Genomic DNA, 16,328 nt, shown 5'->3' with positions numbered 1-16,328 from the left:
ATGGCAGAGGGGGCTGGCGGTTCGGGGTTATTCGATGCGGTAGTGGAAGGTGTTCTTTACCCCGACCACGGCCACCGCCTGGCCCGCGACGATGCGCGGCTGGTAGCGGAAGGTCTTGGCTGCCGCCAGGGACGGACGCACGAACAGCGGATGGCAGTCGCCAGCCACCTGCGGGTCGGCCACCCGGCCTTGAGGCGTGACGGTGTAGGTCACGCTGCAATCGCCTTCGATGCCTTTGTCCAGGGCGCGATCGGGGTAATCCGGTGCCTCCTTGGCAATCGGCAGGTACTGACGACTAGCGGCCGCAGCAGCCTCGGCCTGGCGCGCACGCTCGTCAGCCTGAGCTTGCAGCTCGGCCAGACGCTGCTGTGCCTGTTGCTGGGCGAGTTGCTCGGCGGCGGCACGGCGTTGCTGGTGGAGGCGCTGCTGCTCTTGCACCTGACGCTCCTGCTTCTGTTTCTGCTCACGCTCGGCAACCCGCTGACGCGCCAGCGCGGCCTGTTCGAGCTGTTGCGGCTGCACGCGCGGCTCGACGGGCGGGGCAACCGCAGGTTTGACCGGCGCAGGCTCAGGCGCGACGACGACCGGTTCGGGAGGGGGCGGTGCCGGGGCGACAGGCGGCGACAGGCTAATCAGTTGGGTGGTCAGGGTGCGCACCTCAGGCTCCTGCACCGGGCTGCTCTGCCACTGGCCGAGCAGCCCCACCAGCACCAGCCCGTGCAGCGCCAGCGCGCCGAGCGCCGCACCGGCGTTGCGACACCAGCCGCACGCCGGACGTGGCGCGCGCAGCAGCGGCATAACCGGCAGCAGCGCGGCCGTCATTGCGGCGCCTCGGTGATCAGCCCGAGGTTGCTCACCCCGCCCTGCTGCAGGGCAGCGATGCCGGCCACCACATGCACATAAGCGGCGTTCTGGTCGGCGCGCACATACACCTGGGTGTCGCCACGGGCGGCGATGATGGCGCCAACCTTGGCGGTCATTTCCTCCAGGCTCACGGCGCTGTCGGTCTGGCCTTCGGTCTTCAACTCGCTACCGAGGTTCCAGTAGTAACCGCCATCGGCCTGCACCGAGAGGGTCAGGATCTGCTGCTCGACGTTGCTGGTCAGCGCCTGGGCGGCGACCTTGGGCAGTTCGATTTTCACCCCCTGGGTGAGCATCGGCGCGGTGACCATAAAGATCACCAGCAGCACCAGCATCACGTCGATATAGGGCACCACATTCATTTCGGCCTTGGGCCCGTGCTTCTTCGCTGGCTTGCGCATGGCGCCTCCTCAGGCCGCGCGGGCGAGGCTGGTGGCGGCTTGCAGCTTGCGGTGCAGGCGCCCCTGCAGCTCGTTGCCGAAGGCGTAATAGCGCGTACCGAGGGTTTCCACCCGCGCCGCGAAGCGGTTGTAGGCGACCACCGCCGGAATGGCTGCGAACAGGCCGATGGCAGTAGCAATCAGCGCCTCGGCAATCCCCGGCGCCACGGTACTGAGGGTGGCCTGCTGCACCTGGGACAGGCCGATAAAGGCATTCATGATCCCCCACACGGTGCCGAACAGGCCGATATAGGGGCTCACCGAGCCGACCGTGGCGAGAAACGCCAGGCCCTTTTCCAGGCGTTCCTGCTCTTCGCTGATGGTCACCAGCAGGCGTCGCTCGACACCGTCGATTACCGCCTCGCCGCTGATCCCCGGCTCACTTTTCAGGTGACTGAACTCGCCGAAACCATCACGAAAAATCCGCTCCAGGCCCGCATCATCGTCGGCTGTGGCATCGCCCTCGCGGTACAGCTGGGCCAGGTCGGCGCTGGCGCGGAACTGCTGCTGAAACTGTTTCAGCAAGCGCTCGCTGCGCCCCAGCAACAGGCTGCGCTGGACGATCAGGTACCAGCTGGTCAACGAGGCCAGCAGCAGGGTCAGCATCACCCCTTTGACCAGCGGCGTGGCGCCGCTGATCAGGCTCCAGATGGTCATATGTTCAAGTGTGGCGTGCATAACAGGGTTACCTCTTGGCGCTCGACCCGCTGCTAGGCAGCGGGCGTATCCGGCGTATTGAATGATGTTGCTCTTACCGAGTGATGACAGCGGCTAGGACAGCCTTATGGCAGCCCCAAGACCTTGGCCACCTCGGCCCAGGGCACAAACTTGAAGTTCTGGGTGCTCTCGGGCAGGCGCTTGCGCCCGTCCTGGACCACCAGCAGACCGGCGCTCCAGGGCCCGCCGAGGTTGGCCGAGGTGACCTCCAGGCCATCGGTTTCCGAGGCACCGTCGATGCCCAGGGCACCGTTCAGGCCCACCCGGAAGGCGCCCTGCGGGGCAAAGGGCGGCGCGGCGTCGAGCACCACATAGCTGTCGTTACCCTGGCTGGAAATCACCAGGTAGTCGCGCTCGGCGCCCTGATACAGGCCCAGGCCCTCGACATCGGCCTGCAGCAACTCGCCGACCTTGAGCACGCTGACCAGCTCGGCCGGTTGCTCGGCGCGGGCGTCCAGGGTCCATACGCCGGCGTCTTCTTCGCCGACAAACAGGCGCTGGTTGCGGTCGTCGGCGACGCAGCCTTCCGGCTGGCTGGCGACCTGGAAGCGGCGCACCTGCTCGCCCTGCACCTGGCCCTGGGCATCGCTGCGCAGGCGGTATTGCAGGAAGGTGCCGTCCTTGCCATTGGCGAAGGCGTACAGCTCGTCGCGGTTAGGCTGGAACAGGCAGATGCCGTAGATTTCCTTGAGCGACGTGCGGATCTCGCCGGCCTCGCGCAGCTCACCGCTGGCGCGGTCGATGGCGAACAGGCTGATGCTGTTGTGGTCACGATTGCTGGCCACGGCGAGGTCGACGCGCTGGTTGCCGAGGGCAAAGTCGCCGCGCACATCGACGTTGTTCAGGCGCCCGACCGGCAGCTCCTGCAGCAACTTGCCGTCGAGGTCATAGCTGAGCAGCCCCTGTTTCTTGTTGGTGCCCAACACCCGCGACAACGCTGGATCTGTGGGGTGCAGCCAGATCGCCGGGTCATCGGCGGCGTCGCCATGGCGACCCACCGGCTCGCTCTGGCGCAGCGCCGGCACATTGGCCAGCACCGGCGGCAGGGCCACCGGCGTCGGCAGCCAGTTCAGTTCGCCCTGATAGAAACGCCCGCTGCCGTCATCTTGAATCAATAACTCCAGCCCCTTGGCGGTTGGCCGGACTGTCAGGCGCTCAGGCTCCTGCAAGCCGTCCAACGCCAGACTGGCGACGCTCTGCCAGGTATCGCCCTGTTGCTGATAGAGGTGCAGGCGCGCCGCCTCCGGGTCCAGCGCCAGCACGCCGCCAGGCTGGCTGTGCATGGCGCCGATGCTGGCCTGCAAACCGCCAAAGGGCGCACGCAGGTCGACCGGCTGGCGCGCTACGTCGGCTTCCGGCTGGGCCGCATAGGCCCACAGGCCGACGCCTTCTTCGTTGACGAACAGGCGGTTGGCGGCGTCGTCGGCCTGGCAATACTCGGCGCCCGGCGGCGTCGGCAGGCCACGCAGGCGCAGCGGCGTGGCATTCAGCCCGGCGCCGTTGCCGACCAGCCATTGCTCGCCCTGGCCGTCTTCGCCGAGCAGAAACAGGTGCAGGTTGCTCGCTTCATCGCGGTACAGGCACAGCCCGGACACGGCGTAGTCGCGGGCCGGCAGTGCTTGCACCGCGCCCCACTGGCGAGTGGCCGGGTCGAGCGGCACCAGGACCGCCTGCTGGGTGGCGCTGTCCAGGCTGGCAACGATCAGTTGCTGGCCCTGCGCGCGGCTGTCCAAGCCTGCATAAGTGCCCGGCAAGCGAGCCAGCGGCTGACCGTCGACGGCCAGCAGCAGCAAGCCTTTGCGCTCACTGGCGGCCAGGCGCAGGTCATGGCCCAGGCTGCCCAACTCGGCGGGCAGAAAGCGCACATCCTCGGCCTTGACCTGCGCCGAGGCACCCCAGGGGCTGAGTTGCAGCGTCGGTTTGCCCGCCGACTTGTCGCAGCCGGCCAGCAAGGCGCTGGCCAGCAGCACGGCCAGTGGCGTGTGTTTTAGCAATGCAGTTTTCAAGCAGTCATCCTTACCCGGCGCCGCGCAGTGAGGGGCGCCGCCGGGGTTCAATCAGAAGTGGGTGAAGGTCAGACCGAGCTTGTAGCTGGGGCCGTACTCTTCGTACTGGGCGTTGTAGCTGCTGCTGCCGGTGGAGACGTAGTAGGACTCGTCGGTGAGGTTCTGCGCCTCAAAGGACAGTTGCAGCTCGTCGGTCAGGAAGTAGCGCGCGGTGAAGTCGACAAAGGTCTGGTCGTCGACGCTGAGGTCGTGGGCCGCGTCGTCGACCGCCGCCACTTCCTGCAGGTAGTCGGACTTGTAGTTGGCCGACAGGCGCAGGCTGAGTTTGTCGTTCTCCCAGCCGAGCATCAGGTTGCCGACGCTGTCGGACTGGAACGGCAGGTCGATGTCGCGGCTCAGGCCACGGCTTTCGATGCTCGCCTCGGAGCGGCTGAAGGTAGCGTTGGCGCCCACCAGCAGGCCGTTCCAGGGCGCCGGCAGCCAGTTGAATTTTTGCGAGTAGGCCAGTTCCAGGCCATACAGGTCGGCGCTGTCGCCGTTGGCGAAGGTGTTGGCCTCGTCAAAGTTGAGCCACTGGCCGCTGCCGGCCAGGTCGCTGTTGTAGACGAAGTTCTGGATGTCCTTGTAGAACACGAACGCCGAAACCACGCCGGCCGAACCCAGGTAGTGCTCGATGCCGAGGTCGAAGTTGCTCGACTCCAGCGGGTCGAGGTTGGGGTTGCCAAACTCGGCCTCGTCGCCGTCGATGACAAAGCCCGGCGCCAGTTGTTCGAAGGTCGGACGGACCACGGCGTTGGTCCAGGCGGCGCGCAGCTGGGTGTTTTTGTCCAACTGATAGCGGGCGTGCAGGCCCGGTAACCAGTGGTCGTAGTCATGGCTGGCGTCGCTGGCAACATAGTCGCCATCGTTGATGCCCGTACCCTTGGCCTGGAACTCGGTGCCCTCGTAGCGCAGGCCGGCAATCAGGCGCCAGTCGTCGATGTCCAGGGTGTGCATCAGGTAGCCGGCGTTAATGTCTTCGCGCATGTCGAAGTCATTCACCCGCGACTGTTCCTCGTCATAGAACGCGCTGCGATCCAGGCGGCCGAGCAGATTCTCCACCGCGTTGGCGCTGATCCCCGTACCGAACGGGCCGAGGCCGTAGTCGACGCTGCCCTTCTGGTAATGGCTGAGCAGCAGCTCGTCGTCGCTGATGCCGAAGGTGTCGAAGTCTTCGTACTTCCACACCTCGGTGTCGTTGTCCTTGTCGCGGCGACTGAGCTTGCCGCCGAACTTGAACTGCGCAGCATTGCCGGCCAGGTCGTAGTCACGGGCCAGGTCGAGCTTGATGTTTTTCTCGGTGTCGGTGGTGTTCTGCTCTTCGCGCTCAACATCCTTGAGGCTGAAGTTGGTCGGGTCGTAGAAGGCGTCTTCGATGTGCAGGCGCGGCTTGCGCGTGTCACTAAAGCCGGCGCTGGTGAAGTCGTCATTGCCCTCGAAGGTGGCGCTGGCGATATGTTCCGGGGTGTCTTCGCTGGACTGGCTCCAGCCGGCCTGGGTATTCAGCGTCCAGGGCCCGCGCAGGTGCTCGCTGCCAAGGACGTAGGACTGAATCTCCTGGGTTTCCTCGCGGTCTTTTAGCTCGCGAAAGCCCTCGGCTTCGCCGCTCTGGCCTTCGGCCTGGGCATCGGCAAACTCGACGCCGGCGGCGTTGCGGGTTTCAGTGTCCTTGTAGCGGCTGTACAGGGTGCGCAGGAAATAGCTGTTGAGGTCATCGGCCTGGTAGTCGAAGTTCAGGCCCAGGCCACTGCGCTCGCGGCTGATTTCGTAATCGCGCTGCTCGAACTGCTCCAGCTTGGCGCCGTCGCTGAAGTCCCAGTCGCCACCGGTCTCGACGTTGTCGGAGCCGAAATCGCGTTTACCCCAACTGGCCGCAGCGGCCACGCCGAAGTTGTCGGTGCCGTCGCCAAGGCTGAAGCGGTCACTGGCCGCACCGGAGAATTTCGGGCTGGTCTCGCTGGTGTTTTCGTCGTAGCTGCCCTCGGCACTGCCGGTGTAGAACAGCCCCTCGTGATCGAACGCCGACAGGCTTTCCACCGCCACGGTACCGCCCAGGGAGTTGGCGTCCATGTCCGGGGTCAGGGTCTTGATCACCGACAGCGACTGCACCAATTCGGCGGGCAGAACATCCAGGGCCACCGCGCGACTGCCGCTGTTGGGCGACGGGATCAGGGTGCCGTTGATGGTCACGCTGTTGAGGTCCGGACCCAGGCCACGCACGCTGACAAAGCGGCCTTCGCCCTGATCACGCTCGACGCTGACACCAGGCAGACGCTGGGCCGCCTCGGCCACGTTCTCGTCCGGCAACTGGGCCACACCGTCGGCACTGACCACGCTTTCGACACTGTCGGAGCGGCGTTGCTGCTTCAACGACTTGTCGATGCTGACGGCCTGGCCGACCACATTGACGTGTTCACTGCGCTCGGTGCTGGTTTCCGCCGCCAGCAGCGAACTGGCTGCCACGGCCAGCGCCAAGGCACTGAGTGCATGGCCCGCACGGCGGGCGGAAGTACGGCGATTGCGCGTCATCAGAATCTCCCCTGGTAATGATGGCCAGGCAAATGGCCCGGCTAACTTGGGAGGGCACGCTAGAAGCCGGGCATGACGCTTCTGTGACAGCGCTGCCGCCAAGCCACGAAAAACGGGGCTTTGCGACGTTTTTAACGGGTAAATGGGCTGCAATGACCCGCCTTTTTGAGCTGCTTGAACCCGCCCGCCGCCGTAGCGTGCGCCGCCCATTGGCCGGCGACCCGCTATCGGCAAAATACTCAACACAACGCCTGAGCCGATTTGACCTCCCTGCCTGCAACCAAACCGTCACATCGCTCTGTTGAGCTGGCGCCCATACGCTGAAACGGAGCCTACTGGCCATGTCCTCTTTGCTGCATCTACACCGTCTGAAACTGGCCGCCCTGCTGCTGGCCGCCAACCTTGCCCTGCTCCTGCACCTGGCCGCCGGCGACCTGAAACCCATGGCCGAATGGGTCTGGCTGGACATCCTCGGCGAAGGTGGCTCAGCCCTGCTGGCCCTGGCCTGGCTGGTGCTGATCCTCAAGAGTCGACCGGCGGGACGGGTCAGCAGCCTGCTGGCCCTGGGCCTGGGCTGCGTGTTCTTTTCCTGGTGGGTGGATGCCCTGGATGAGTTCATCCGCCTGCCCGACAGCCTCACCTGGGACAGCTGGCTGGAGTCGGCGCCAATGCCCATCGGCCTGCTGCTGATGACGGTCGGCCTGTACCACTGGCACCACGAGCAACTGGCGATCAGCGCCCAACTGGAAAAGCGCGAGCGGCTGTTCCGCGAGCACCGGCTGTTCGACAAGCTCACCCCGCTGGGCGCCGCCGAGTACCTGCGCCGCCAGTTGCAGCTGAGCCTGCAGCACGCCGGGCAGGCGCAACCGCTGTCGCTGGTGGCGGTGGATCTGGACAACTTCAGTGCGCTGAATCAGCGCTTCGGCCATGCCGAGGGCGATGCCGTGCTGCAGGCCATCAGCCAGCAACTGCTGCTCAACCTGCGCTGCCAGGACCTGCTCTGCCGGCTGGCCGGCGACCGCTTCGTGGTGCTGCTGCCGAACACCGGCGAGACCTTGGCCCGTCAACTGGCCGGCGAGCTGCAACAGGCCGTCGCCCATCTGGCCCACAAGACCCGCCAGCACGGCGAACGCCTGCATCTGCGCGCCACGGTGGCGGTGGTGATGGCCGTCGACGAAGACCCGCAAACCCTGTTGCAGCGCCTAAACCTGGCCCTGGCCAGGGCCAAGCAACCGCTGGCCTTGAGCGCCTAAACAGCCATGGCCAGCAAACCCGACTGGTATGAGCGCGACAGCCGCTTTATTGCCGCGCACCAGCAACCGGCCTGCCTGATCGATTTGTGCCTGTCGCGGGGCATCGACAGCCATCGCCTGCTGCGCGGCACCGGCCTGTTTCACGCCGATATTCTGGCCGGCAACACCCTGATCAGCCCGGAGCAGTTTCTCCTGCTGATCGATAATGCCCAGCGCCTGCTGGGCGCCGATGACAGCAGTTTTCTGTTTGGTCAGCGCCTGTTGCCCGGCCACCATGGCGCTGCCAGCCAGGCCCTGGCCCTGGCGGGCAATCTGCAACAGGCGCTGGAGCTGCTCGGCGAGCTGCGCGCCTTGCTGGCGCCCTTGCACAGCCCACGCCTGCTGCTGGACGAGCACTACGCCTATGTCTATTGGCTGGACAGTTGCGGTGCCGGCGTTCAGCAACGCTTTCTGCTGGAGGCGAGCATGACCGCGGTGGTGGCTCTCGCTCGGCAGCTGTGCGGCGAGCGCCTGCCCTGGCAGTTTCACTTCACCCACGCGCAACCACGCTATGTCGAGCAGTACTGGGTGCACCTGGGCGAAGACCTGCACTTCAACAGCCCCTACAACTTGCTGCGCCTGCCACGCCACTACCTGACCCGTGCCCTGCCCCAGGCCGCCCTGACCACTGCGGTGGTGGCCTGCCAACAAGCCCGTGAACAGCTGCTCGCCAACGGCCCACGGGCCAGCCTGTTGGATTGCCTGCAACGCTGGCTGCTGCGCCATGTGCGCGAGGCGCCGAGCCTGGAACGTGCGGCGGCCGCCTTTGCCATGAGTCCAGCGACCTTCAAGCGCAAGCTGCACAAACATGCCACCAGCTATCAGCAACAGCATGATCAGGTGCGTCTGCAGGTGGCACTGTACCTCTATCAGGTCAAGGGTTACAGCAACGACCAGGTGGCCAGCCACCTGCACTTTCACGATGCGACCAATTTTCGTCGCTCGTTCAAGCGCTGGACTGGCGTGCCGCCGAGTGCCCTGCGTCGCTGGCTGACCGGCGAGGTCTAGCTCCGAAAATTTTGGGCGGGCAAAAAGAAAACCCCGCCGAAGCGGGGTTTGCAGACTGTGTCCTGACATCCATGTTCAGACCGCCATCCTGGCGGAGCTCCAGCATTTCCGTGCTGGCGGCTTGCGCTTCCTGCGCGACGTCCTTGGGGCACAGATTAGTCAGTGGCAAATTTCGGCGATAGCGCCAATCGGCAGCACGCCTTGTAAGCCAAAGCCTACAAGAAAACCAAGCAACCGCTTGTTCGCCTTTATTTTGTGACGCAGGTCTTGTTAGACTGCTTTTGTCCTACAAAATAACAGGCCGCGCTCACGTGGCCACAGGGTCAAGACCATGCGCGCAGTTGCGATTGCCCTTGGCTGCCTGGCGGCAGTCAGCACCATCACTCCCGCCCTTGCCGGCGGCCAAAGTCAGCTAGGCGACCCTAAGGCCAGCGCCGAACAGGTGTTCTGGGGCCAGTTGTATGCCAGCGGCGGCAGTTCGCTGTATTGCGCCAAGGCCTTCGACCAGAGCCATGGCCAACTGATGCCCAGCCCTGTCTATGCCAGCAAGCAGATCAAAAGCGCCCTGCGTTGCGTCACCGACTCGCAATGCCTGGCCGCCAACCCGCAATACCCCTACATGCTCGCCGACCTGCACAACCTCTACCCGGAGCTGACCCGCGTCGAACTGGCCCGCCGCAGCGCTCAGTTCGGTGATTTGGGTGACGATATACCGAGCAAGTTCGACGCCATCGGCTGTGACCTGAAGAGCAGCTTCCAACTGGTGGAACCGCGCGATGCGGCCAAGGGCAACGTTGCCCGCGCCATCTTCTATATGCACATTGAGTACGGCCTGCCGATTGTCGGCCAACTGCAGATGTTCAAGCAGTGGCATCAGATGGACCCGCCCGATGCCGAAGAGAAAGCGCGCAACGACAAGATCGCCAGCCTGCAAGGCAACCGCAATCGCTTTATCGACGACCCAAGCCAGGTCGAACTGCTGATCAAGGACTGAGCGCATAGGCACAGCCCTATCCAGGTAAAAAATTCGCATAAAAAAACGCCCCGAACCAGTCGGGGCGTTTTTGCTACTGCGTCAACAGACTTAGCCGTTGAACACGTCATCCACGGACGTCAGCGGGTAGTGCTTCGGATACGGCAGGGTCGCCACACCACTTTCGATCGCAGCCTTGGCCACCGCATCGCAAACCACGTTGATCAGACGCTTGTCCATCGGCTTCGGAATGATGTACTCACGGCCGAACGCCAGCGGCGCACCGCCGTAGGCGTCACACACGTCCTGCGGTACCGGTTGCTTGGCCAGGTCACGCAGGGCCAGGGCAGCGGCAATCTTCATTTCTTCGTTGATGCGAGTAGCGCGAACATCCAGAGCGCCACGGAAGATGAAGGGGAAGCCGAGTACGTTGTTAACCTGGTTCGGGTAGTCCGAACGACCGGTGGCCATGATCACGTCGTCGCGCGTGGCGTGGGCCAGGGCCGGGCTGATTTCCGGGTCCGGGTTGGAGCAAGCGAACACGATCGGATTGGCCGCCATGCGCTTCAGGCCGTCGGCCTCCAGCAGATTGGCACCCGACAGGCCAACAAACACATCGGCACCGTCGAGGGCATCGAACAGGCTGCGCTTATCGGTTTCGTGGGCGAAGGCTGCTTTGTACTGGTTCAGGTCGTCGCGACCAGCGTGAATCACGCCTTTGCGGTCGACCATAAAGATGTTCTCGATCTTGGCGCCCATGCTGACCAGCAACTTCATGCATGAGGTCGCGGCAGCGCCAGCACCCAGGCAGACGATCTTGGCTTCAGGCAGGGTCTTACCGACGATTTCCAGAGCGTTGAGCATGCCGGCCGCGGTAACGATGGCGGTACCGTGCTGATCATCGTGGAACACCGGAATGTCGCACTGTTCGATCAGTGTGCGCTCGATTTCAAAGCACTCGGGTGCCTTGATGTCTTCCAGGTTGATGCCACCAAAGGTGATAGAAATACGACGTACGGTGTCGATAAACGCCTGCGGGCTCTCGGCTTCAACTTCGATATCGAACACGTCGATACCGGCGAAACGCTTGAACAGCACGCCTTTGCCTTCCATCACTGGCTTGGACGCCAGCGGGCCGAGGTTGCCCAGACCGAGGATGGCCGTACCGTCTGAAATGACTGCGACCAGGTTGCCTTTGCCGGTGTATTTGTAAGCCAGCTCAGGGTCTCGGGCGATTTCTCGCACTGGTTCCGCCACACCCGGACTGTACGCCAGCGCGAGGTCGCGGGCCGTTGCAGTGGGCTTGGTCAGCTCGACACTCAGCTTCCCCGGACGAGGATTGGCGTGGTATTCGAGAGCGGCAGTTTTCAGATCAGACATGGTGGCATTTCCGCTTTGGGGGCTGTGAAACAGACAAGAGGTCGAGGATACGGCAAGAGGCCCAGGCCTCACAAGACCGTTGAGCCAGCCGGACCATGGGGCTCTAACGCAATATTTTCAGCCAGTCACCGGGACGCGGCTCACCATCGGGATAGAGTCCGTTGAGAAGACGCAGCGTCGCCTCGGGGTCCTCCGGCCACTTGCTGGCCGTGGCCAGGGCGGCCATTTTGTCGCCCGCTTTGGCCTTGCGCAGATGCACGCGCAGCGGCTGCGCCAGCTTGGCTTCGGCGGCGGCCAGCGGGCGGAAACTGTTGATCACCTGCATAAAGTGTTGGTCCTCGCTCTCCAGCGAGCCGCGACCTTTGACGGCAGCAATAAACTGATAGGCGCGTGAATCCTTGTAGATGATCGCCACGCGCTTGGCCGGCGAGCCCGCGATGATCCCGGTATAACCGTGCAAACCGCCGCCCTTGAGGGCTTGCTCCTGCACCAGGCGCTGGCCCTTGGCGCGCTGGCGGAGCAACTCTTCGGGGCTCAAGCCCGGCTCCGCGGCGCTCACTGTCATGGCGACAAAAGCTTGCTGATCGGCGGTGTGGACAATGACCGCCTCGGGGCGATTGAGCAGCCTCCAGCCAGCGGGAAAGTCCAAGGCGATGCCCAGCTCGGCATGGTAGAAGTGCTGGCCGCGGCGCACGCCGGTGGCCGCCGAATCACCGAAGGGCAAACCTTCCAGGTGCTGCAGAAACACCTCGCGATTGACCTCCTGCTTACCGCCGGCCAGGGCGCGGGCCGGGCCGATCACCTCCTGCAGGCGGCGATCATTGTCCGGGTGGCTGTCGAACACACCGTGGTAACTGCTCTCGGGCACGGCCTGGCCGCGCTTGGCGGCCTGGTCGCGGGCGAACACTTCCTGATTCTTCAGCACCTTGACCACTTCGATCATCGCCTGCGGGTCGTAGCCGCTGCGCGCCAGGTACTGGGCACCAAGGCCGTCGGCCTCCAGTTCCATGTCCCGACCATAGCCGCTGACCACCGCGGTGCCGAGCACATTGGTGACATCCGCCGCCGCGCTGACGCCGGTGCCGATGGCCACTGCCTGGCCGAGAATGCCCCAGGCCGTCGACTGGCTTTGCTGCTGCACGCTGTGCCGCGCCGTGACATGGCCGACTTCGTGACCAAGCACCGCAGCCAGCTCGGCTTCAGAACTGAGGTAGGCCAGCAAGCCGCGATGGATATAGATGTAGCCGCCGGGCAGAGCGAAGGCGTTGATGTCCGGCGAATCGACCACAGTGAAGTGGTAGCTCAGGTTGCTGCGATGGCTGTTCTTGGCCACCCGCTCGCCCACCTGCTGCACATAGGCCTGCAGCTTCTCGTCGGCGTAGCGCGGGTTCTCCTTGAGAATCTGCTGGTTGTAGCTGTGCCCCAGGGCCAGCTCCTGCTGCTCGCTCATCATCACGAAATCGGTGCGCCCGGTGGCCGGGTTATGCGCACAACCCGTCAGCAGAGCGCAGCCCAGCAGCATCAGGACAATTCGCACACTCATGGCAACTCCTCAAACATGGCCGGATGACTCAAGGGCAGCAGCCAGCGCGCCTGGCCGTTTTTTACGCCGCCACGCTTGGCACGGTCAATCACCCAGCCTCGCGCCTCGACCTGCTGGCCAGGCAGACGTTGCAGCGCCGCCTGATCGAAGCCAGCCAATTGCGCCGGGCTGATACGCAGCACCAGCGGTCCGTGCAATTCGATCCACAGGCCACCACGATTGCGTTGAACGCGCTCAACGCGCCCACGCAGCATGGCGAAACCCGAGTTACGCAGCTGTTCGGGCGTCAGGACTGGCGACTTTTTCCACAGACCCTGACGGGCTTGGCGCGCCTGCTGCTCAGCAACGCGCTGGCAAACGACCTGGGCGGTATTGGGCGGGATGGCCACCAGATAGCCCAGGCCTTCGGCCAACAACTGAGCTTCCAGATTCTGCCCATGGCTGTCGTAGGCGTGGGCCAGGGTGCGACCGTAATGGTCCTTGGCCTGACTGCCGAGCTGCAAACCCACGCGCCCGTCATTGGCCGCCACCAGTGCCTGCAACCGGCGCAGGGCCTGCACCGCGAACGGCTCGACCGGGCGACCGTGATGGCCCAGCTCCGGCGTATTGACACCGATCAGGCGCACATTGCGGCCATCCTGCAGGCGCAGGGTATCGCCATCCAGCACCTTGCTGACCCGCACCTGCGTAAGCGTACCCGGCGCCAGGCACGCAGCCGGCGCCGCCAACGTGGTCAGCAGGCAAACAAAAAAGGCGCCCACGAGGGACGCCTTTTTCAGTAGTGCGGTACAACCCATGGGGGCTGCCGTCACTGCGCGCAAGCTTACTGCTTGGCGCCGAACATGCCGAAACGCTGCTTGAAGCGATCAACACGGCCGCCGGTGTCGAGCATCTTCTGCTTACCGGTGTAGAACGGGTGGCACTCGGAGCACACGTCGAGGCTCAGTGGCTTGCACAGAGTCGAACGGGTCTTGATCACGTTGCCGCAGCTGCAGGTTGCGTCGATAGCGTCGTATTGCGGGTGGATTTCAGCTTTCATGGTACATCCTCGGGTTATGTGTGCCGCCACCCGACCCCTGTCGAGTACCGCACGGAAATAGGCCGCGGATGATACCAGAGCAGCAGGTCGATGCAAGCGCCCCCGGCACGCCTGGCGACGCACGGCCGTGCTAGGATCGCCGGGCCATTTTCGGAGCCCGCTGTGCCTGCCACCATCCTGCGCCTTGCCTTGCCCTCACCGCTGCGCCGCCTGTTCGATTACGCGGTGCCGGCCGACCTGCAACACATCGCCTGGCAACCGGGCATGCGCCTGCGGGTGCCGTTTGGCCGCCGCGAGATCATCGGCATTCTGGTGGAAGTCAGTCAGCACAGCGAGGTGCCGGCCGACAAGCTCAAACCCGCACTGGCCTTGCTTGACGCCCAAAGCCCGCTGCCGCCGGCGCTGTTCAAGCTGTGCCTGTGGACCGCCCAGTATTACCAGCACAGCCTCGGCGACACCCTAAGCTGGGCCTTGCCGGTGCTGCTGCGCCAGGGCGAACCAGCTGAAGCGCGCCAGGAGCGCTTCTGGCAGATCGCCGCTGGCGCCCAGCTGGACGACCCGCGCCTTGCCCGCGCACCGCGCCAGCGCGAAGCCCTGCAAACCCTGGCCCAGCACCCCCACGGCGTGCCGCACCGGTTGCTCAGCCAATTGCAGCTGAACAAGGACAGCCTCGACCTGCTGCTGGAAAAAGCCCTGGTCACCTGCGAAGCACGCCGCCATCCGCTCCCGGCGCGCCACCTGAACTGGCTGGCGCAGCCAGAACTGCCGCTAAACCCCGAACAGCAAAGCGCCGTCTCGGCGATCCAGTCGGCGGGCGGCCACTTCAATGCCTTTTTGCTGGCCGGCGTCACCGGCAGCGGCAAGACCGAGGTCTACCTGCAGCTGATCCACCAGACCCTGGCAGCCGGCAAACAAGCGCTGGTGCTGATCCCGGAGATCAACCTCGGCCCCCAGACCCTGGCGCGCTTCGAACAGCGTTTTAATGCGCGGATCGCCCTGCTGCACTCCAACGTCAACGACCGCGAACGCCTGGATGCTTGGCTGGCCGCCCGCGACGGCGAGGCCGACATCATCATCGGCACCCGTTCGGCGCTGTTCACGCCGATGTTCAAGCCCGGCCTGATCATCATCGATGAGGAGCACGACGCCTCCTATAAACAGCAGGAAGGCCTGCGCTACCACGCCCGCGATTTGGCCCTGGTGCGCGCCCGCCAGGAGAACATCCCGATCGTGCTCGGCTCCGCCACACCATCGTTGGAAAGCCTGCACAACGCCCACGCTGGCCGCTACGCCCTGCTCAAACTCACCCAACGGGCCGGCGGCGCCCAGCCACCGCGCTTTCTACGCCTGGACATCAAGAGCCTGCCGCTCGACAGCGGCATCTCCGGCCCACTGCAGCAGGCGATCAAGCAAACCCTGGCTGCCGGTCAGCAGGTGCTGGTGTTTCTCAACCGCCGCGGCTTTGCCCCCACCCTGCTCTGCCACGATTGCGGCTGGATCAGCCAGTGCCCGCGCTGTGATGCTCGAATGACTGTGCACCAACGCTCCGGCGAACTGCGCTGCCACCACTGCGGCTACAGCGAGCGCTCGCCGCGCAATTGCCCGGACTGCGGCAAGGTCGACCTGCGCCCGCTCGGCGCCGGCACCGAACGGGCCGAAGAACGCCTGGAAATCCTCTTCCCGGACACCCCCGTGCTGCGCATCGACCGCGACAGCACCACGCGCAAAGGCGCTATGGACCAATTGCTCACCACCATCCACCACGGTGAACCGTGCATTTTGGTCGGCACCCAGATGCTCGCCAAAGGCCATCACTTCCCGCGCGTGACCCTGGTGGCGATTCTGGATGCCGACGGCGGCCTGTTCTCCGCGGACTTTCGCGCCAGCGAGCGCATGGCCCAATTGATCGTGCAGGTCGCCGGCCGCGCCGGACGGGCCGAAGAGGCCGGCCGGGTGATCATCCAGACCCACCTGGCCGACCATCCGCTGCTGGTGCAACTGACCGAGCAGGGTTATTTCGCCTTTGCCGAGCAGGCCTTGAGCGAGCGCCGCAGCACCGGCCTGCCGCCGTTCTCGCATCTCGCCCTGCTACGCGCCGAGGCCCATAAACCAGGGCAGGCCGAGGAATTTCTCGACCAGGCCTGCAGCGAAGCCGAACACCTGTTGGCGGAATTAGCCCTGCATGGTGTCGAGCTGCTCGGGCCGATTCCCGCACCGATGGAGCGCCGCGCCGGGCGCTACCGCGCGCAATTGTTGTTGCAGGCCAACGCCCGCGCGCCGCTGCACCGTTTATTGGCAGCGCTGCTGGCGGCACTGGAGCGCATGCCCAGCGGCCGCGCGGTGCGCTGGTCGCTGGATGTCGACCCCATCGACCTGTTCTGAGCCACCCACCTGGGCCGATAAATCGCCATCTACCGCTTAACCCTTGAAGCACCGGGCGAAGCACGCCGATAATGCCCGGCTTTAATCCCGCGCCATGGCGCCGCCGCTTGCCGGCCTGA

At 64.8% G+C, this 16,328-nt stretch carries 13 protein-coding genes; 4 read left to right on the top strand and 9 right to left on the bottom strand.

The genetic code is table 11. From position 1 onward, the window contains the following. Positions 1-27 precede the first annotated feature (27 nt). From AC56DI_RS02650 to AC56DI_RS02630, 5 genes are all read right to left on the bottom strand, one after another. Positions 28-822 carry an energy transducer TonB gene (locus AC56DI_RS02650; protein ID WP_496344813.1) on the bottom strand — a complete coding sequence of 265 codons (795 nt, stop codon included), beginning with the start codon at positions 820-822 and terminating at the stop codon, positions 28-30. Next, a complete protein-coding gene (tolR, locus tag AC56DI_RS02645) occupies positions 819-1,262 on the bottom strand; it encodes a protein TolR (RefSeq protein ID WP_496344812.1) in 444 nt (147 codons plus the stop codon). Before tolR ends, AC56DI_RS02650 begins: the two co-directional genes overlap by 4 nt. Positions 1,263-1,271: 9 nt before the next feature. After that, a complete protein-coding gene (gene tolQ, locus AC56DI_RS02640) occupies positions 1,272-1,979 on the bottom strand; it encodes a protein TolQ (RefSeq protein WP_496344811.1) in 708 nt (235 codons plus the stop codon). Between the two features lie 104 nt (positions 1,980-2,083). Continuing rightward, positions 2,084-4,024 (bottom strand): phytase, encoded by a 1,941-nt coding sequence (locus tag AC56DI_RS02635; protein ID WP_496344810.1) that lies wholly within the window; start codon positions 4,022-4,024, stop codon positions 2,084-2,086. A gap of 51 nt (positions 4,025-4,075) precedes the next feature. After that, entirely contained in the window at positions 4,076-6,592 is a 2,517-nt protein-coding gene (locus AC56DI_RS02630) for a TonB-dependent receptor (protein ID WP_496344809.1), read from the bottom strand. A 341-nt stretch (positions 6,593-6,933) separates the two neighbouring features. Between AC56DI_RS02630 and AC56DI_RS02625 the strand changes: the two genes are divergently transcribed. The 3 genes from AC56DI_RS02625 (at position 6,934) to AC56DI_RS02615 (ending at position 9,886) form a co-directional block, all read left to right on the top strand. Beyond that, positions 6,934-7,845, top strand: coding sequence for a GGDEF domain-containing protein (locus AC56DI_RS02625; protein WP_496344808.1), 912 nt, complete (start codon positions 6,934-6,936; stop codon positions 7,843-7,845). Between the two features lie 6 nt (positions 7,846-7,851). After that, on the top strand, positions 7,852-8,892 hold the full coding sequence (locus AC56DI_RS02620) for an AraC family transcriptional regulator (RefSeq protein ID WP_496344807.1): 1,041 nt from the start codon (positions 7,852-7,854) through the stop codon (positions 8,890-8,892). A gap of 331 nt (positions 8,893-9,223) precedes the next feature. Continuing rightward, the gene (locus AC56DI_RS02615) at positions 9,224-9,886 is read left to right on the top strand and encodes an endonuclease I family protein (RefSeq protein WP_496344806.1); all 663 of its coding nucleotides are present in this window, start codon (positions 9,224-9,226) and stop codon (positions 9,884-9,886) included. 90 nt (positions 9,887-9,976) lie between these two features. Here AC56DI_RS02615 and AC56DI_RS02610 read toward each other — a convergent pair whose 3' ends face one another. From AC56DI_RS02610 to rpmE, 4 genes are all read right to left on the bottom strand, one after another. After that, entirely contained in the window at positions 9,977-11,245 is a 1,269-nt protein-coding gene (locus AC56DI_RS02610; protein WP_324521885.1) for a malic enzyme-like NAD(P)-binding protein, read from the bottom strand. 103 nt (positions 11,246-11,348) lie between these two features. Further along, positions 11,349-12,788, bottom strand: coding sequence for a M48 family metalloprotease (locus AC56DI_RS02605; protein WP_496344805.1), 1,440 nt, complete (start codon positions 12,786-12,788; stop codon positions 11,349-11,351). After that, positions 12,785-13,585 (bottom strand): thermonuclease family protein, encoded by an 801-nt coding sequence (locus AC56DI_RS02600; RefSeq protein WP_496344804.1) that lies wholly within the window; start codon positions 13,583-13,585, stop codon positions 12,785-12,787. The genes AC56DI_RS02605 and AC56DI_RS02600 overlap by 4 nt, the downstream gene beginning before the upstream one ends. A gap of 26 nt (positions 13,586-13,611) precedes the next feature. Further along, positions 13,612-13,827: a 50S ribosomal protein L31 gene (rpmE, locus tag AC56DI_RS02595; protein WP_324521888.1), complete on the bottom strand. Its 216-nt coding sequence runs from the start codon at positions 13,825-13,827 to the stop codon at positions 13,612-13,614. A 162-nt stretch (positions 13,828-13,989) separates the two neighbouring features. On the opposite strand from rpmE, the gene AC56DI_RS02590 reads away from it, so the two are divergent. After that, the gene (locus AC56DI_RS02590) at positions 13,990-16,209 is read left to right on the top strand and encodes a primosomal protein N' (RefSeq protein WP_496344803.1); all 2,220 of its coding nucleotides are present in this window, start codon (positions 13,990-13,992) and stop codon (positions 16,207-16,209) included. The last annotated feature ends 119 nt before the right edge of the window (positions 16,210-16,328 follow it).

This window comes from Pseudomonas sp. BGA-UO-ETr-WB11 (assembly GCF_059567785.1).
The sequence above is the reverse complement of the archived record's forward strand: the minus strand, read 5'-3'. Positions and strand labels throughout refer to the sequence as shown.